The organism is Agrococcus sp. GCM10030265, from assembly GCF_042666675.1.
In the GTDB taxonomy this organism is placed as follows: Bacteria; Actinomycetota; Actinomycetes; order Actinomycetales; family Microbacteriaceae; genus Agrococcus.
Genome location: NZ_JBHTCZ010000002.1, coordinates 529756 through 547245 on the forward strand (window position 1 = coordinate 529756; position 17490 = coordinate 547245).

Annotated in this window: 17 protein-coding genes; 4 read left to right on the forward strand and 13 right to left on the reverse strand. The window is 73.9% G+C overall.

Annotation, left to right across the window (positions count from 1 at the left end; translation table 11 throughout):
• Positions 1 to 106: 106 nt before the first annotated feature.
• A complete protein-coding gene (locus ACFQPP_RS06735) occupies positions 107 to 472 on the reverse strand; it encodes a HesB/IscA family protein (RefSeq protein WP_376915788.1) in 366 nt (121 codons plus the stop codon).
• 40 nt (positions 473 to 512) lie between these two features.
• Positions 513 to 1898, reverse strand: coding sequence for a dipeptidase (locus ACFQPP_RS06740; RefSeq protein WP_376915789.1), 1386 nt, complete (start codon positions 1896 to 1898; stop codon positions 513 to 515).
• A gap of 66 nt (positions 1899 to 1964) precedes the next feature.
• On the opposite strand from ACFQPP_RS06740, the gene ACFQPP_RS06745 reads away from it, so the two are divergent.
• Complete coding sequence (locus ACFQPP_RS06745; protein ID WP_376915790.1) at positions 1965 to 2534, forward strand: DUF3043 domain-containing protein; 570 nt, start codon at positions 1965 to 1967, stop codon at positions 2532 to 2534.
• Positions 2535 to 2631: 97 nt separating this feature from the next.
• Here the strand turns inward: ACFQPP_RS06745 and ACFQPP_RS06750 are convergent, their stop codons facing one another.
• Both ACFQPP_RS06750 and ACFQPP_RS06755 read right to left on the reverse strand, forming a co-directional pair.
• The gene (locus ACFQPP_RS06750) at positions 2632 to 3825 is read right to left on the reverse strand and encodes an amidohydrolase family protein (RefSeq protein WP_376915791.1); all 1194 of its coding nucleotides are present in this window, start codon (positions 3823 to 3825) and stop codon (positions 2632 to 2634) included.
• An 82-nt stretch (positions 3826 to 3907) separates the two neighbouring features.
• On the reverse strand, positions 3908 to 4462 hold the full coding sequence (locus tag ACFQPP_RS06755; protein WP_376915793.1) for an OsmC family protein: 555 nt from the start codon (positions 4460 to 4462) through the stop codon (positions 3908 to 3910).
• Between the two features lie 131 nt (positions 4463 to 4593).
• Between ACFQPP_RS06755 and ACFQPP_RS06760 the strand changes: the two genes are divergently transcribed.
• Entirely contained in the window at positions 4594 to 5577 is a 984-nt protein-coding gene (locus tag ACFQPP_RS06760) for an SDR family NAD(P)-dependent oxidoreductase (RefSeq protein ID WP_376915794.1), read from the forward strand.
• Between the two features lie 25 nt (positions 5578 to 5602).
• Here the strand turns inward: ACFQPP_RS06760 and ACFQPP_RS06765 are convergent, their stop codons facing one another.
• From ACFQPP_RS06765 to ACFQPP_RS06775, 3 genes are all read right to left on the reverse strand, one after another.
• Complete coding sequence (locus ACFQPP_RS06765) at positions 5603 to 6790, reverse strand: alcohol dehydrogenase catalytic domain-containing protein (RefSeq protein ID WP_376915795.1); 1188 nt, start codon at positions 6788 to 6790, stop codon at positions 5603 to 5605.
• Between the two features lie 88 nt (positions 6791 to 6878).
• The gene (locus tag ACFQPP_RS06770) at positions 6879 to 8570 is read right to left on the reverse strand and encodes an ABC1 kinase family protein (protein WP_376915796.1); all 1692 of its coding nucleotides are present in this window, start codon (positions 8568 to 8570) and stop codon (positions 6879 to 6881) included.
• A gap of 50 nt (positions 8571 to 8620) precedes the next feature.
• Complete coding sequence (locus ACFQPP_RS06775; protein ID WP_376915797.1) at positions 8621 to 9181, reverse strand: PadR family transcriptional regulator; 561 nt, start codon at positions 9179 to 9181, stop codon at positions 8621 to 8623.
• Positions 9182 to 9303: 122 nt separating this feature from the next.
• Here ACFQPP_RS06775 and ACFQPP_RS06780 point away from each other — a divergent pair, with 122 nt between their 5' ends.
• Complete coding sequence (locus tag ACFQPP_RS06780) at positions 9304 to 9666, forward strand: DUF2200 domain-containing protein (protein WP_376915798.1); 363 nt, start codon at positions 9304 to 9306, stop codon at positions 9664 to 9666.
• Here ACFQPP_RS06780 and ACFQPP_RS06785 read toward each other — a convergent pair.
• Positions 9663 to 10004: a transcription initiation protein gene (locus ACFQPP_RS06785; protein WP_376915799.1), complete on the reverse strand. Its 342-nt coding sequence runs from the start codon at positions 10002 to 10004 to the stop codon at positions 9663 to 9665. The two genes, ACFQPP_RS06780 and ACFQPP_RS06785, sit on opposite strands and share 4 nt — an antisense overlap.
• A gap of 34 nt (positions 10005 to 10038) precedes the next feature.
• Here ACFQPP_RS06785 and ACFQPP_RS06790 point away from each other — a divergent pair, with 34 nt between their 5' ends.
• Positions 10039 to 10536: a hypothetical protein gene (locus tag ACFQPP_RS06790; RefSeq protein WP_376915800.1), complete on the forward strand. Its 498-nt coding sequence runs from the start codon at positions 10039 to 10041 to the stop codon at positions 10534 to 10536.
• Between the two features lie 11 nt (positions 10537 to 10547).
• Here the strand turns inward: ACFQPP_RS06790 and ACFQPP_RS06795 are convergent, their stop codons facing one another.
• The 5 genes from ACFQPP_RS06795 to ACFQPP_RS06815 form a co-directional block, all read right to left on the reverse strand.
• Entirely contained in the window at positions 10548 to 11696 is a 1149-nt protein-coding gene (locus ACFQPP_RS06795; protein WP_376915801.1) for a M20 family metallopeptidase, read from the reverse strand.
• Positions 11696 to 13165 (reverse strand): amidohydrolase family protein, encoded by a 1470-nt coding sequence (locus tag ACFQPP_RS06800; protein ID WP_376915803.1) that lies wholly within the window; start codon positions 13163 to 13165, stop codon positions 11696 to 11698. The genes ACFQPP_RS06795 and ACFQPP_RS06800 overlap by 1 nt, the downstream gene beginning before the upstream one ends.
• Positions 13162 to 14586 (reverse strand): serine hydrolase domain-containing protein, encoded by a 1425-nt coding sequence (locus tag ACFQPP_RS06805; RefSeq protein ID WP_376915804.1) that lies wholly within the window; start codon positions 14584 to 14586, stop codon positions 13162 to 13164. Before ACFQPP_RS06805 ends, ACFQPP_RS06800 begins: the two co-directional genes overlap by 4 nt.
• Before the next feature lie 95 nt (positions 14587 to 14681).
• The gene (locus ACFQPP_RS06810; RefSeq protein ID WP_376915805.1) at positions 14682 to 16286 is read right to left on the reverse strand and encodes an ABC transporter substrate-binding protein; all 1605 of its coding nucleotides are present in this window, start codon (positions 16284 to 16286) and stop codon (positions 14682 to 14684) included.
• A 135-nt stretch (positions 16287 to 16421) separates the two neighbouring features.
• Positions 16422 to 17309, reverse strand: a complete 888-nt coding sequence (locus ACFQPP_RS06815; RefSeq protein WP_376915806.1) for a serine hydrolase — start codon at positions 17307 to 17309, stop codon at positions 16422 to 16424.
• Positions 17310 to 17490: the final 181 nt, after the last annotated feature.

Here is a 17490-nt window from a genome sequence, read left to right on the forward strand (position 1 = left end):
GCCCGCCACGGGTTCTCGTGTCGGCCTCGGGCGTGTCGGCCGCTCGCAGCACGACGACGGCCCCGGCGAGTCCGCCGGGGCCGTCGTGTCCTGCGCGCATCGCGCGTCAGTGGAAGCTGTCTCCGCAGGCGCAGGAGCCCTGCGCGTTGGGGTTGTCGAGCGTGAAGCCCTGCTTCTGGATCGAGTCCTCGAAGTCGATGGTCGCGCCGTCGAGGTACGGCACGCTCATGCGGTCGACGATGACCTCGACGCCGTCGAAGTCGCGCACGGCGTCGCCGTCGAGATAGCGCTCGTCGAAGTAGAGCTGGTAGATCAGGCCGGAGCAGCCGCCGGGCTGCACGGCGACGCGCAGGCGCAGGTCGTCGCGACCCTCCTGGTCGAGCAGTCGGCGCACCTTGTCGGCGGCGGCGTCGGTGAGCGCGACGCCGTGCTCGTCGGTCGTCTGCTCGGCAGCGGTGGTGGTGTCGGTCATGGTGCTCCCCTCGACGTGTGGAACGCGTCGTGTCGCTCGATCATTCCACCGAGCGCGCGTTCACGCGAGCGAGCAGCGCCGCCTCGGCGAGGATCGCCTTGCGCAGGACGCCGAGGTGCTGCGACTCATTGGGGCTGTGCGCCATGGTCTCGGGGTCCTCGACGCCCGTCACGAGGATCTGCGCGGCGGGGAACTGCGCGACGAGCTGGGCGATGAACGGGATCGAGCCGCCGATGCCCTGCAGCACGGGCTCGGCGCCCCACGCCTCGGCCATCGCGGCCTGCGCCTCGCCCGCCGCCCATCCGTCGACGTCGACGAGCACGGGCTCGCCCAGGTCGACGTCCGAGACGTCGACGTGCGCGCCGAACGGCGCATGCGCCTCGAGGTGCGCCCGCAGGGCCTCGAAGGCCGACTGCGCCGTCTGCCCGGGCGCGATCCGCGCCGAGACGCGCACGGCGACCTCCGGCAGGAGCGTGTTCGACGCGTCGGCGACGCTCGGCGCATCCATACCCGTGATCGTGATGGAGGGCTGGAACCACTGGCGCGACAGCACGCTGCCCGTGCCGATCGAGCGCACGCCCTCGAGCAGCGCCGCCTCGTCGCGCAGCTGCTCCTCGGAGCGCTCTGGCGTGGGCGCGTCGTGGCTCGTGAGGCCCTCGACGGCGACCGAGCCGTCGGCATCCCACAGCGTGTCGAGCAGGCGGACGGTCGCGAGCATCGCATCCGGCACCGCGCCGCCGTACATGCCCGAGTGGCTCGCGTGGTCGAGCGTGCGCACGCCGAGGCGGAACGTGACGTTGCCGCGCAGCGCGACCGTGAGCGAGGGCACCTCGGTCGACCAGTTGTCGGAGTCGGCGACGACGATGACGTCGGCAGCGAGCGTCTCAGCGTGGGTCTGCAGGAAGCGGCCGAACGAGCGCGAGCCGAACTCCTCCTCGCCCTCGACGAAGAGCACGATGCCGAGGTCGGGGTCGGGGTGCGTCTCGGCGAGCGCGCGCAGCGCGGCGACGTGCGTCATCACGCCCGCCTTGTCGTCGGAGGCGCCTCGACCGTAGAGCCGCTCCCCCACCTCGGTGGGCTCGAACGGGGGCGTGCGCCACAGGGCCTCGTCGCCCCACGGCTGCACGTCGTGATGCGCGTAGAGCAGCACGGTGGGGGCTCCGCCCCTCGGCGCACGGCGGGCGAGGACGGCGGGCTGCCCCTCGCGGCCCTGCTCGTCGTCGACCTGCTCGATGCGCACCTCGTCGAAGAGGCCCGTGCCGGCGACCAGGTCGCGCACGGCCTCGGCGCTCGCCGCGACGTGCGCGCGGTCGTACGCGGCCCACGAGACGCTCGGGATGCGGACGAGGTCCTTGAGGTCGCCGACCGCGCGGTCGAATCCGGCGTCGACGGCGGCGCGGAGCTGATCGAGATGTGCGGATGCCATGGCCTCGATCCTACGGACGGCATCGGCGGTAGGCTGGGTGCCCTCCGAACCGACGTCAGGATCGCCGTGCCTCTCTTCTCGAAGCCCAAGGACGTGGTCGTGCAGCCCGAGGTCGTCAAGCGCGACGGCAAGGGCACCGCGACCCCCAAGCGCAGCCAGCAGATCGCGCGCAACGCGCGCCCGCTGGTGCCCACCGACCGCAAGCAGGCGAAGCGCGAGTCCCGCGAGGCCATGGCCGCCAAGCGCGAGGAGCAGCGCCTCGGCTTCGAGCGCGGCGACGAGCGCTTCCTCCCCGTGCGCGACCGCGGCCCCGTGCGGCGATTCGCCCGCGACTACGTCGACGCTCGCCTCAACGTCGCGATGCTCATGATCCCGGCGATGCTCGTCGTCATCGTGCTCACCTTCTTCGACAGCATGGACGTGCGACTCGTCGCCAACGTCGTGCTGTGGGCGTTCATCGCCGTCGCCGTGCTCGACTGCGTGCTGCTGGGCTTCCTGCTGAAGCGCCGCATCACGGCGAAGTTCGGCCCTGGCAACACGAAGGGCGTCGCCTGGTACGCATCGATGCGTGCCGCGCAGCTGCCGTTCATGCGCATGCCGAAGCCGCAGGTCAAGCTGTTCCAGTTCCCGGAGTGAGCCGGGCCCGGTGAGCCGGGATCCCGCGAGCCGGGGCTCGCACGCGTGAGGGGCGCCCGCCGGTCGGCGGGCGCCCCTCGCGCGTTCACGGCGGGCGTCAGGCCGTCGCGACGACCCTGCCGCCCGCGACGACCATGCGCCGCTCCGGGAGCCGGACGAGCGCGTCCATCGCATGCTCGGCGTCGACGAGCACGACGTCGGCGCGCGCGCCGACGACGAGGTCGTGCACGTCGCGACCCACGGCCCAGGCGCCGTCGGTCGTCGCGAGCCGTACGGCGGCACGCAGATCCTCGTCGCGCACGAGGCTCGAGGCGCGCGCGTACTGCCTCGCGATGGCGAGGGTGTCGCCGTCGCCGTACGGGCTCCAGAGGTCGCGGATGCCGTCGGTGCCGAGCCCGAGGCGCACGCCCGCCTCGGCGAGCTCGCGCATGGGCAGCTGCGGCAGCCGCAGGGGCGCGACGCTCGTCATCCCCACGCCCGCCTCCCCCATCCGTCGCAGCAGGTCGGCACGACGCGCGGGCTCCAGCTGCGCGACGGCGAAGCCGTGCGCGATGACGACGCGGCCGTAAAGCCCGAGTCGCTCGACGCGCTCGAGCACGAGCTCGATCTGGAACGCGCCGAGCTCGGCGGGGTCGTGCAGGTGGATGTCGACCCCGACCCCCGTGTCCGCCGCGAGCCCGAGGATCAGGTCGACCTGGCCGACGGGGTCGCGGTCGATCGACGCCGGATCGAGGCCGCCGACGTGCACGGCGCCCGCCTCGACGGCGTCGCGCAGCAGGCGATCGACGCCGGGCCTGCGCAGCACGCCGTCCTGCGGGAAGGCGACGATCTGCACGTCGAGCGCACCGTCGTACGCCGCGGCGGCCTCCTGCACCGCCTCGATGCCCGCGAGGCCGATGCCGAGATCGACGTCGACGTGCGTGCGGATGGCCGTGGTGCCGTGGCGCACCATCTCGCGCAGCACGGCGCCCGTGATCGACGTCGACGGGATGCCGAGCTCGCCGCGCCGCGCCCGCTCGTGCCGGATGCGGCCATCCGTGCCGCCCTCGCCGCCGTACGACTGCCACGGCAGGCCCCACCACGACTTGTCGACGTGCGCGTGCGCGTTCACGATGCCGGGGAGCGCGCACAGGCCCTGCCCATCGACGACGACGCCCTCGTGCCGCGGGGCGGCTCCGTGCGGGTGGATCGCGGCGATCGTCGTGCCCTCGACGTCGAGGTCGACGGCATCGCCGCCCCACGGCCGCACGTCGGCGAGCCTCGTGATGGGTGTCGTGCCGTGGCCGGTCATCCTGCGCTCCTCCGCGTCGCCCGCCGACGCACGGGGTGCGCCTCGGCTCCTCGATCGAGCCTAGGCGCAGCGACGCGGACCGTCAGGCCTTCGCGATCGTCGCGGTCACGGGCGTGGGGTTCGCGAAGAGGTCGAGCACGGGGCAGTGGGCGTCGACGGCGTCGCGCAGCTGCTCGTAGCGCTCCTGCGTCTCCGGGCCGTCGATCGCGATCGCGAGCCGGATGGCGCTGAAGCCCGCGCGCACCGACTCGTCGGCACCGAGGAGCCGCGCGGCGTCGAGGTCGCCCTCCGCCGTGATGCGGATGTCGTCGAACGGGATGGCGAGGGCGTGCGCGTACAGGCGGTAGACGACGACCTGGCACGCGATGAGCGCACCGAGGGCGACCTCGACGGGGCTCGCGGCGACGTCGTCGCCGGCGAGGGCGGCGGGCTCGTCGACCCAGAAGGCGTGACGCCCGGCCTCGAGCCGGGTCGCGACGGCGCCCTCGCCCGTGCCCGTGACCCGGTAGCGGAGGTGGGCGGCGGTGCGGTCGGCCGCGATGCGGTCGCCCCAGGTGCTCGCAGCGGTCGTGAGTCGGGATGCGCGCTCGTCGGCGCTCGCGTCGGGCAGGGCCTGCGTCGTGGTGTCGATGCTCATGCCGCGACGGTACGAGCGGCGCCGGCGCCTGTCAGCACGCCCTCGTCACGGATCGACGCGCGGCGTCATGTGACGCTGCCGACGCGTCAAGCCCCTGCGCGCGAGACGGTCGTGGCGCCTAGCGTCGCTGCATGGCCATCCTGCGCTCCTCGTCCCGTCGTCCCCGAGTCGCGATCGTCGCGGGAGGCTCGCGAGGGCTCGGCCTGCTCGTCGCCCATCGCCTCGTGCACCTCGGCTTCTCCGTCGCGATCTGCGCGCGCGGCGAGGAGGGCGTCGCCTACGCCGTCGAGCGGCTGCAGCGCGCCGCGCGCGGCCGTGTGGAGGTGCGCGGTGCGACGTGCGACGTCGGCGACGCGGAGTCCGTGGCCGCCTGGGTGCGCGGCGTCGAGGACGAGCTCGGCGGCGTCGACGTCGCCATCACCGTCGCGGGCGCGATCGACGTGGGCCCCGCCGAGACCATGACGACCGACGACTTCGCCCACGCGATCGACATCATGCTGCGCGGACCCATCCACGTCGCGTGGGCCGTGCTGCCCGGGATGCGGGCGCGGCGCCGCGGGCGCATCGGCACGGTCTCGAGCATCGGCGGCGCCGTCGCCGTGCCGCACCTGCTGCCGTACACGGCCGCGAAGGCCGGTGCCATCGCGTTCGCCGAGGGGCTCGCCGCCGAGCTCGCCGGCTCGGGCGTCACGTCGACGGCCGTCATCCCGGGGCTCATGCGCACGGGCGCGCACGAGGTCGCGCGCTTCCGCGGCGACGCGCGGAAGGAGGCGGCGTGGTTCGCCTCGGCCGCCTCGATCCCCGTGCTCTCGATGCCCGCGGCGCGCGCCGCGCGCGTGCTCGTCGACGGCGTGCTCGCGGGGCGCACGCACGTGCGAACGCCCTGGTGGACGCACCTCGCGACGCGCGTGCACGGCGTCGCGCCCTCGACGACCGTGCGCGCGACGCAGCTCGCGGCGCTCCTGCTGCCGCGTGCCGGCGCGAGCCCCGAGCCCGCGACGGAGGGGCGGCTCGTGCCGCGCTCGGCACTGACCTCCGCGCTCACGGCGCTCGGCGAGCGCTCGGCGCGACGGCTCGGCACGCGCGTGGGGCGCGAGCAGACCCGGCACCGCTGACGCGGCGCCGGGCCTGGCATCCGCGTCAGGCGATGCGCAGCTCGGGCTTCAGGACGACCTTGATGCAGCCGTCCTCCTTGCGCTGGAACGTGCGGTAGGCATCCGGAGCACCGTCGAGCGGCAGGCGGTGCGTCGCGAGCGACTCGAGGCCGAGGACGTCCTCCTCCTGCTCGACGATCGGCAGGAGGTCGTCGATCCAGCGGCGCACGTCGCACTGCCCCATGCGCACCTGCAGGCCCTTGTCGAACATGACGCGCAGCGGCATCGGGTCGGCCGAGCCGCCGTAGACGCCGGAGATCGAGACGGTGCCGCCGCGACGCACGGCGTCGATGGCCGTCATGAGCGCCGAGAGGCGGTCGATGCCGCCCTGCTCGACGGCAGCCTGCGCGACGGGCTTCGGCAGCCTGCTCGCGGCGCTGATGAGCGCGGCGGCGACGGGGTTGCCGTGCGCCTCCATGCCGACGGCCTCCACGACGGCGTCGGGCCCGCGGCCGTCGGTCGCGTCGCGCATCGCCTGCACGGCGTCGTCGACGTCGACGGCGATCGCGCCCCACTCCTCGGCGAGCGCGCGACGCTCGGGCTCGGGGTCGGACCCGATGACGCGGATGCCGCGCCGCTGTGCGAGGCGCACGACGAGCTGGCCCACGGGGCCGAGGCCCACGACGCCGAGGGTGCCGCCATCGGGCACGTCGGCGTACTCGAGGGCCTGGTAGGCGGTCGGCAGGATGTCCGAGAGGTACAGGTAGCGCTCGTCGGGGTGCTCGCTGCCGACGACGATGGGGCCGACGTCCGCGAACGGCACGCGCAGCCGCTCCGCCTGGCCGCCGGGCACCGCGCCGTACATCGAGGTGTAGCCGAAGAGCGACGCGCCCGTGCCCTGCTCGCGGTTCTGCGTCGTCTCGCACTGCGAGAAGCGCTTCCGCTCGCACATGAAGCACGCGCCGCACGCGATCACGAAGGGCACGACGACGCGGTCGCCGACCTTGACGCGCGTCACCTCGCTGCCCACCTCCTCGACGACGCCCATCGTCTCGTGGCCGAGGACGTCGCCTTGCTGCAGGTAGGGCGCGAGGACGCGGTAGAGGTGCAGGTCGGAGCCGCAGATCGCGGTCGACGTGACGCGGATGATCGCATCGGTCGGCTGCTCGATGCGGGGGTCGTCGACCTCCGCGATCCGGACGTCCTCGATGCCGTGCCAGGTGAGTGCTCGCATGCTCAGGACGCTATGCGCTGGGCCGGGCGACGGTCACCGGGTGGACAGCGCGACGGCGGCGTGCGACGCGACGGACGCGTGCGACGCGTCAGCGGCGCCGCGCGAGCAGCCCGCCGACGACGGCGTGCGCGAACGGCAGCACCGACACGATCATGAGCGCGATCCCGAGCCCGGCGCCGTCGCCCCACAGCACGGCGCCGCCGACGAGGAGGCCGACGAACAGCACGGCGGACACGACGCGACCGATGCTGCGCTCGACGCGGTCGAGCCTGCGCTCGATGCGCGGCACCGCGACCTGCAGGCGGCCCTCCTCGATGCGGCCCACGAGGCCGTCGAGGCGCTGCGGCAGGCCTGCGGCGACGCGAGCGGCGTCGAGCGCCTGCCGCGCGACGTCCTGCACGACGTTGCCCCGCTCCTCGCGGATGAGGCGCGACGCGTACGGCTCGATCGCGTCCCACAGGTTGAACGCCGGGTCGAGCGACGAGCACACGCCCGACGTGAGCGACATCGCCCGGAAGACCAGCAGCATGTCCTCGGGGAGCTGGAACGGCAGCGTGCGCAGCAGCACCTGGAACTCGAGGGCGAAGTCGCGGAACTCGCGCGGGTCGACCTCGCGCAGCTCGGCGAAGCCCATGCCGCCGAAGCGCGCGAACGCCTGCGTCATCGCCCGCTCGAGCTCGTCGGTGTCGGCCGACGGCAGCAGCACGCCGACGTCGCGGATGCCGTCGACGAGACCCTTGCCGTCGCGAGACGCGGCGGCGATGAGGATGCGACGCAGCCCACGACGCGTCGTGGGCGGGACGGCGCCCATCATGCCGAAGTCGATGAACGTCAGCCGCCAGGTCGGCCGCCCCTCCTCGTCGACGCCGCCGAGCGGCGTGACGAAGACGTTGCCGGGATGCGGGTCGGCGTGGAACCAGCCGTGCGCGAAGAGCTGCTCGAACATCGTGCGCGCGAAGCGGTGCGCGACGGCGCCCGGCTCGATGCCGGCGGCGAGGAGCGCCTCGTGGTCGGTGATCTTGATCGCGGTGACGTCCTGCAGGGTGAGCACGCGGCGCGTCGAGCGCTCCCAGACGACCTCGGGTGCGCCGACGCCCTCGTCGCCCGCGAAGATCGCGGCGAATCGCTCGGCGGACTGCGCCTCGTGGAGGTAGTCGATCTCCTCCTCGCTCGTGCGTGCGAACTCCTCGACGAGCGCGGGCACGTCGGCGCGATCCGCGATGAGCCGGAACCTGCTGAGCCAGCCGCCGACGCGCCGCAGCGCGGCGAGGTCGGTCTGCACGATCTCGGCGATGCCCGGCCGCTGCACCTTCATCACGGCGTCGCGGAAGCCCGTCTCGGCGGCGTCCGCGTCGGTGAGCGTCACCCGATGGGCCTGACCGAGCGACGCCGCTGCGATGGGCTCGTCGGCGACGACGCCGTACGCGGTGGCGAGGGACATGCCGAGCTCGCGCTCGGCGGACGCCCGGATGTCGGGCGTCGGCACGGCGGGCACCTCGTCCTGCAGCCCCTCGAGCTCCTTTGTGACCTCGGGAGGCAGCACGTCGAGGCGCGACGACATGAACTGGCCCACCTTGATCATGAGCCCGCCGAGCTCGACGGCGAAGTCGTGGAAGGAGCGCGCGAAGCGCGTCATCCGTCGCGTGCGGCTGCGCGCGGCGAGGCGCGACAGGCCGATGCTGGGCAGGGCGATCTCGAACCACCACGTCACCGCGAGGTGACGGGCGGCGAACCGCAGGATGCGGCGGTAGCGGGCGCGCGAGGGGACGGCGTCAGCCATCGCACCTCCCGCAGGCCCCGTAGCGCCGGAGCGCAGGCTCGATCGCGCGCTCAGTCGCGCGCGAGGATCGAGTAGAGCCTACGGCGGGCGTCCTCGAGGATCTGGACGGCCTCCTGCACCTGCTCGCGCGTGCCCGTGCGACCCACCTGCGCCGCCGCCTGCGCGAGCTCGAAGCCCGCCTTGGGCAGCGCCGAGAGGCTCGGCGTCTCGCGCTCGTCGGTCGTGGCCCACGGCGTGCCCTGCTCGGCCGCCGCGACGGCGACGACGCGGCCGGCCTCGGTGAGCGAGTAGGTCTTGCGCCCGCCTGCCTCCTCGGCCGCGACGAGGCCCTCGTCGGCGAGCAGCTGCAGCGTGGGGTAGACCGAGCCGGGGCTCGGGCGCCATGCACCGCCGGAGCGCGCCTCGATCTCGGAGATCAGCTGGTAGCCGTGCTTCGGGCCCTCGATCAGCAGCGACAGCAGCGCCTGGCGCACGTCGCCGCGGCCCATGCGCGTGCCGGGCGCCTTGCGCTCGAACTGGCTGCGCAGGTGCTCCATCGCCTCCCACATGCCGCCGCCGTGACGCATGCCGCGGCCTGCGTCGAACTGGTCCTGCTGGTACGAGCCGTGCATGATGCTCCCCTCGTGCCGACGACTGTCGGCGATGCATCGACGATATGTCGTTCGGCGGCGCTGCGGCAAGGATGTTCGCTCGAGGCGTGCGCGAGCACGGCGGCCGCACTATGGTGCGATCCATGGCGGAGCACAGGATCTACGGCGTGCCGTTCGCGAGCATCTACCCGCACTACGTCACGAAGGTCGAGCGCAAGGGTCGCACCGTCGACGAGCTGCACGAGGTGCTGACGTGGCTCACGGGCTACGACGACGCGGGCCTCGCCCAGACGCTCGACGACGAGCGCTCGCTGCGTGACTTCTTCGATCGCGCGCCCGCGATGCATCCCGCTGCCGCGCAGATCACGGGCCTCATCTGCGGCGTGCGCGTCGAGGAGATCGAGGATCCGCTCATGCAGCGCATCCGCTGGATGGACAAGCTCGTCGACGAGCTCGCGCGGGGCAGGGCGATGGCGAAGGTGCTCCGCACGCCCGTCGCGCCCTAGGACTCGGGGTCGAAGCCGAACTCGCGCAGCTCCTGCGGGCACCGGCACGCAGCGGCGATCCTCGCAGCCCACGCCTCGGCCGCGGCCCGGTCGGGCAGGTCGAGCACGCTGTAGCCGCCCTCGAGGCGAGCCGTCTGCGGGTACGTGCCGGGCTGCACCGGGCCGTCGGCGTGGACGCGCACGGGCGGGACCGACTCGTCGATGCCGCCGCCGAAGACGTAGACGCCCGCGGCCCTCGCATCGCGCATGACCTGGTGCGACTCCTCGACGACCCGATCCCACTCGCCATCGGGCACGACCATCTCGCCGCTCGGGAACGAGATCAGGTACTTCGGCATGCGCACACGGTACGCCTGTGGGTGAATGGAGTCCATGTCGACCCGCATCCTGCTCCTCGTCGCGAACGCCGGCAGCGACGACGACGCAGCGCACGACGCGACGGCGCTCGCCGACCTCGCGGATGCCTGGGAGGTGCTCGACGACGCCGGCTGCGAGGTGCTGCTCGTGACGCCGGCCGGCGGGGCTGCGCGCGCGGGCGGCGCGGATGCCGCGGCATCGGCATGGGCGGTGGAGCCCGCGCGACGAGCGCTCCTCGCTCGGACCGCGGCACCCGGCCAGGTCGACGCGGGCGACTTCGACGCCGTCGTCTGCCTCGCGAGCGGGGCCGGCGCGCTCGACGACGTCGTGCACGGGAGCGCAGGGCTCGAGCGCATCGCGCGCAGCGTCGCCGCGCACGGAGGCGTCGTCGCCGCAGCCCGCCACGACGGATGCGCGCTCGCCCTGCTCGCGGATCGCGTCGCGGACGCCGCAGGCGACGCCTCCGCATCCGACGTGGCGCGCGCCGTCGCGCGCGCGCTCACGACGCGCTGACGCGCATCCGCTCAGCCCACGGGCGACGCCAGCAGGTCGAGCACGAGCGCGCGCAGCAGGGCGGTGCGCGGCGCGATCTCGTCGACGAGCGCGTGCTCGTGGTCGGCATGCGCTCCCCCGCCCACGGCACCGAGCCCGTCGAGCGTCGGCACGCCGATGCTCGCCGTGTAGTTGCCGTCGGAGGCACCGCCGACCGAGACCGCGTCGGGCACGGGGATGCCCAGGCGCTCGGCGACCGCGACCGCTCGCCGCAGCACGGGCTCCGACGACGTCCGCTCGAGCGGCGGCCGGTTGATGCCGCCCACGATCGCGATCGTCGCGCCGGCCACGGGTCGCAGCGCGTGGAACGCCTCGTCGACGCGGGCCTGCTCGGCGGCGGTCTCGGCGCGCACGTCGACGGTGAACGATGCGTGCGCTGCGACCGTGTTCGACGTCGAGCCGCCCTGCGCGACCGTCGGCGTGACGGTCGTGCCGAGCGCCGCGTCGCCGAGCGCGGCCGCCGCGACGATCTGGTGCGCCATCTCGACGGTCGCGTTGCGACCGCGCTCGGGCTCGAGCCCGGCATGCGCCGCGCGGCCGACGACCTCGACGCGGTACAGCGACACGCCCTTCCGCGCCACCTTCCATGCGCCGCCGTCGGCGCTCGCCTCGAGCACGAGCGCGGCGACGCAGCCGCGCGCCTCCTCCTCGATGAGCGTGCGCGACGTCGACGAGCCGACCTCCTCGTCGCCGGTGACGAGGAGGGTGACCGCGGTGCGCTGCGGCAGCTCGAGGTCCGCTGCGGCATGCACGGCCATCACGAGGCCAGTGAGCATGTCGAAGCATCCGGGCCCGCGCACGACGCCGTCGTCGATCGACCACGGATGCGTCGCGAGCGAGCCGGTCGGCCAGACGGTGTCGTGGTGCGCGAGCAGCAGCACGCGCGGCGCGGCGGGATCGGCTGCGCCGAGCCGCCATCGCAGATGCGCGACGCCGTCGACGACGATGCGCTCGGCAGGCACGCCGAGCCGGTCGAGGCCGATGGCCGCGACGAGGTCGGCCGAGCGCGCGACCGCCTCGTGGTCGGCCGAGGGCGACTCGCACCGCACGAGCCGCTCGAGGTCGGCGAGCATCTCGGGCAGGCGTCGCTCGGCCTCGACGAGCGCGGCGTGCTGCGCCATCAGCGCAGCGCCCCGCGCAGCCCGCGCCCCGGGTACGCGTCGAGCACCACGTCGCCGTCGCGCACGACGTGCTCTCCCCGCACCAGCAGGTGCACGACGCCGAGCGACGGCCGCGTCGAGTCGAGGTACGTGGCCTGGTCGGTGATGCGCTCGGGGTCGATGACGACGACGTCGGCGTCGGCGCCCACGCCGAGATGGCCCTTGCGCTCGAACGCCGGCGCGACCCGATCGAGCACGCGTGCGGGCAGCATGCTGCAGCGGCGGAACGCCTCGAGCCATGTCCACAGCCCCCGCTCGCGCACCATGGTCCGCAGCGAGCGCGCGAACGTGCCCGAGGTGCGCGGATGCGTCATGCCGCCGGCGGGCAGCGGCCACTCCCGAGTGTCGGTCGACCCGTCCGGCCACGTCACATGCATGGCGTCGGACGCCACGATCGAGTCGGGGAAGGCGAGCGACTGCTCGAGCAGCGCCCGGTCGACCGGGTCGCGCTCGTCGAGGAACTCGACGATGCACGCCGCCCCGGGGTCGGTCGCGCGCACGTGCCGCAGGTGCGCCTCGTCGCGGATGCGCTCCCCCGTCGCGACGATGACGATGCTGCTCGGCGTCAGCTGCCACACGGGCAGCCGCTCGGGAGCGAGGAACGCCGCCCCGATGCCCGTGCTGCCCGCGCCGTACGGGTACGCCTCCACGGTGATCGTCGCGCCTCCGACCCTCGCCCGGTCGATCGTGCCGAGCACGCGGTCGATGTGCCGCCGCGACGTGGAGTTGACGTGGCAGTGGTGCACCTGGCCGCCGAGCTCCATCGCCGCCCGCGCGGCCTCCTCCGTGCCGTCGATCGGGGTCGACGCGTCGGCCTCCACGATCTCGCGCACGTGCGTGAACGTCGGGGCGCCCGCGCGTGCCGCGAGCGCCTGCACCGCGCGATGCTCCGCGGGGTCCGTGCGGGGCGCGTAGCCCTGCAGGATGCCGATGCCGAGCGCGCCGTCGGCGAGCTCGGACTCGAGCCTCCCGAGCCACGCGCGCAGCTGCGCAGGCGACGAGTCGGCTTGCCAGGAGGGATCCGACAGCATCGACAGCCCGAGGTCGGCGTCGGGCACGCGGCCCGAGAGCACCTCCGCGCGCGCCATGCCCCACGACGCCGAGAAGCCGAAGTTGATGGGGCGTCCCTCCTCGAGCGCGCGGGCGTACGCGAGCTCGACCGGCAGCAGCCCCGCCTCGAGCTCGAGCGCCGTCGTGACGCCGTCCATGGCCTGCAGGCGCTGCCCGGCGATGCTGTTGACGTGGCTGTGGAGGTCGACGAACCCCGGCCCCACGATGCGGCCCGCGACGTCGACGACCTCGGCGCCCTCGTGCTCGAGGTCGCGGCCCACCGCCGCGATCCTGCCGTCGACGACGAGCACGTCGGCGACGTCGTCGAATCCCGTGCCCGGGTCGACGACGCGGCCGCCGCGCAGCAGCACGGCGCTCATGCCGCCTCCGCCTCGCGCCGCGGCAGGCAGCGGATGCCCACGTAGGCGGCGGGTGCGCCGTCGACGGTCGTGAACGACACGGCGGCCCACGGCGTCAGCGCATCGGGTCGCACCGCGAACCGCGCGGACTCGGTCGTGGGCAGCATCGGCATCGCCGCGGGCTCGTCCTCCCCCGGCGCGATGCCCATCCGCGTCGCGATCGTCGCGCGCGGCTCGCCGTCGTCGGTGCGCGCGATCGTCAGCGTCGTCGACGCGTCGCCGTACGAGCCGAGCCACGCGTCGTCGAGCACGGCCTCCGATGCCGCGCCGGAGGGCACGAGCGGCAGCGGCGGCGCGATGCCGCCGAACGCGTCGGCGAAGGCGCGGTAGACCTCCGCCGCGGCCGACGGCGCGACGCCGCCGTTGCAGAACACCACGAGCACGAGCCCGTCGTCGGGGAGCACCTGCAGCCAGGCGTTGTTGCCGATCGTCGTGCCGCCGTGCCAGTGCACCCGGTGCCCGCCCCAGTCGTCGAGCATCCAGCCGAGCCCCCAGCGCGGCGCCATCATCGCCGCCGCGGGGTCGAGCTCCCACTGCGTCGACGTCATCTCCTCGACGGTGTCCTCGCGCAGCAGGCGCCCGCCGTCGCGGGTGCGGCCGCGGCGCACGAACGCGCCGCCGAACGAGAGCAGGTCGTCGACGCTCGACGTGATGAGCCCCGCCGGCCCCATCGAGCGCGTGATCGACGTGACGGGGCTCGGCGTCCACGTCGAGGCACCCGGCGCGCGCACGTGCCCGAGCTGATGCCCGTGCCCGAGCACCTCCTCGGGCAGCGTGAGGAAGGTCGACAGCCCGAGGGGCTCGGCGATGCGCGCCCGCAGCGACGCGTCCCACGTGCGTCCGTCGAGCACCTCGACGATGCGGCCCGCGACGACGAACCCGGAGTTGCAGTACGACCAGCCGGTCGACGGCGCGAAGAGCGACTTCGCGGTCGCGAGGGTCTCGACGTACCGCTCGAGGCAGTCGTCGCCACGACCGGTGTCGGTGAAGAGGTCGCCGTCGATGCCCGACGTGTGCGTGAGGAGGTGGCGCACCGTGACGTCGGCGGCGTGCGGCGAGGCGAGCGCGAGCTCGGGCAGCACGTCGACCACGGCGTCGTCGAGCGACAGCCGCCCCTCCTCGACGAGCTGCAGCACCATCGTCGTCGTCACGACTTTCGTGATCGATCCGACCTGGCAGACGGTGTCGCGGTCGTTCGCGACCCCCGTGCGCAGGTTGGCGACGCCGGCGCGGGTCACGAGCCGCTGCTCGAGGCCCGTCTCGGGATCGATGCGCAGGACGCCGGCGACGATGCCGGGCACGTGATGCCGCCGTGCGACGTCGGTGAGCAGCCCATCCCAGGGGCCCGGGTCGAACGCGGTGGGACTGAGGTGGACGGACATCTGCGCTCCATTCGCTTCGCTTCGATCGGATGCCGGCCCGCAGCCGGCGCGGGGACGGGCGGGCGTGCGCTCGGCACGACCCGCCCGCCTTCCCGCTACTCCTCGACGAGGAGGAAGTACGACGTGAGGTCGCCCGCCGCGCCCATCGGCGCGTCGATGCCTCGCGAGTACATGACGTCGGGCCGCATCGCGAAGGGCACGTAGTCGGCCGACGCGTACATCTCGGACTCGGCCTCCTCCCACGACGCGCACGCCTCGCTGCCGGTGAGGTCGGCGGCCTCGGCGACGATCGCGTCGAAGTCGGGGTTCGAGATCGCCGCGTAGTTGTTGCCGGTCGGCGGGGCCTCGCCCGAGATGAACGACGACAGCACGTTCGGCACCGAGTAGTTCGACGCCAGCCAGATCACGTCGTGCTCGGACGCGGCGCCCTCGGCGCGGACGTCCTCGATGAAGACGCCGTACTCCGCACCGTGCTGCTCGACGCCGACGCCGATCGCCGCCCACTGCTCGGCCATGAGCTCGGCGGTCGCCGCGGTCTCCGGCCACCGGGTGTTCCACGCGAAGCTCAGCACGAGCTGCTCGCCGTCGCGCTCGCGGATGCCGTCGGCACCCATGACCCAGCCGGCGTCGTCGAGCGCGGCCTCCGCCGCCTCCACGTCGCTGCTCGGCAGGTTCGCCGCGGCGTCGTACTGGCAGATCTGCGGGGGCAGCACGGCGAGGCGCGTCGCGCGCTCGCCCGTGTCGGACGTCTGCACGCGCATGAGCGCGTCGAGGTCGAGCGCCTGCGTCAGCGCGATGCGCACCGACTCGTCGGCGGTGGGCTGGCCCTCGGCCTGGCTGTAGGCGAACCCGCCCGTCACGAGCGAGGTCGAGATGAGCGGGTCGGCCGTCGCGGCGACGCGCGCCTCGTCGGGACCCTGCACCGCCGTGAGGTCGATCTCGCCGGAGAGCAGCAGGTTCGCGCGCGTGCTCGGGTTCTCGATGATGCGCACGTCGACGGTCTGCGGCACGCCCGCGGTCGAGCCGTCCGGCGCGCCCTCGGGGCCCCACGCGTAGTCGTCCTTGCGCTCGAACGTGTAGTGGTCGCCGGCGACGGCCTCGGTGAGCGCGTACATGCCCGTGCCGTTCGTGGCGCTCGCGACGCTGTCCGGGTCGTCGAGCGCGCCCTGGCAGTAGATGGGGTGGATGCCCAGCTGCGGCAGCAGGAAGGAGTTCGGGGTCGTGGTCGTGAGGGTGACGGTGCGTGCCGCCTCGTCGTGCTCGACGACGGCGTCGGCGGGCACCACGAGGCCGACGAAGCTCGAGCCGTTCGCCGGGTCGAGCATCCACCGGTAGTTGTTCGCGACGGTCTCGGCCGTGAGGGTCGTGCCGTCCTCGCACATGACGCCGTCGCGGATCGTGAACTGCAGCGACGTCGGGGTCTCCTCCCACGACTCCGCGAGCCAGCCCTGCGGCTCGCCGGCGTCGTCGAAGTACACGGGCGCCTCGTACGCCCACGGGTAGACGTAGCTGAGCGTCGCGCTGGAGTTGAGGTGACGGAAGAGGTTGCCGGGATCCTCGTTGATCGCGAACGTCAGCGTCCCGTCGACGACGGGCTCGCCCGCGGCCCCGCCGCTGCCACCGGAGCCGCCGCCTCCGCATCCGGCAAGGACGATCGCGAGCGCCGCACCCGCGGCGACGCCGAGCATCTTCTTCTTCATGGGAGTCCTCCGATGGGTCGTGCAGGGAGCCTGGTCATCGTCTGCTCGCACTCTCTCGCTCGCCGACGTCCGCGGCATCGTCGGAACGCACCGAAGCGCTCGACCGGGCTTGGGCGAAGCGACAGGTCGGGCACCTCACGCGTCACGCAGCTCCGCGACGGCGGCCGCGGCGATCTCGCCGATCGCGCGATCCGCCCACGGCACGACCGACGCCGCGGTCGGCAGGCGCAGGAACACGGCGACGGCCCACGCCTCGCCCGTCGCGACGTGCTCGACGACGCCGACCTCGTTGCGCACCATCGGCAGCGTGCCCGTCTTGCCGCTCACGCGGACGCCGTCGTCCGGGAAGCCCGCGCGCAGCCGGTGCGGCCAGACCTGCAGCCCGAGGATGCGCCGCGCCTCGGCGCATGCGACGGGGTGCAGGTCGCGCTCGGTCCAGATGCGATCGAGCAGCGCCGTCGACTCCCGCGGCGTCGTGCGGTTGGTGCGCGCGGGGTCGAGCACGGCCGCGCCGCGGAGCGCCTCCTCGTCACCGACCCCGATGGCGAGGTCGGCGCCGCGCGGCACGCCCAGGTCGTCGGCGAGCGAGCCGAGCAGCGCGGCGCAGTCGACCTCGACGACCGTGTCGACGAGGCCGAGCGCACGCATGCGCGCAGCGATGCGCTCGAGCCCGACCGCGGCCATGACGACGTCGGTCGCACGGTTGTCGGAGACCGTGATCATCGACATGCACAGGTCGCGGAACGAGAGCGCCACGGGATCGAGGAAGACCGACAGACCCGTCGGCCCCGGTGCGCGGACGTCGTCGGCCCCCAGCGCGATGCGCCGAGTCGGATCGACCTCGCCCGTCGCGACCTGCATGCACGCCTCGACGAGCACGGGCACCTTGCACACGCTCGCGGCCACGACGGGTGCGTCGTCGCGGACGCCCACCTCGCCTCCGCCGCCCACGCGCGCCGCGTGCACGAACGCCCGCATCCCCCACCGCTCCTCGAGCGCCTCCACCGTCTGCCGCAGTCCCATGCGCACACGATCGGCGCCGACGCGGCCGCGCGCATCGGCCGCGCCGACGACGAGCGACGTCGCCGATCGTCGGATCGCACCGCCTTGTCGCTTCGGACAAGCACGGGGATCGGGGATGGGCGGCTTGCATGATGCCGCGTCGGCGCGGACCCGCGAGCCTGGCACCATCACCGGACGAAGG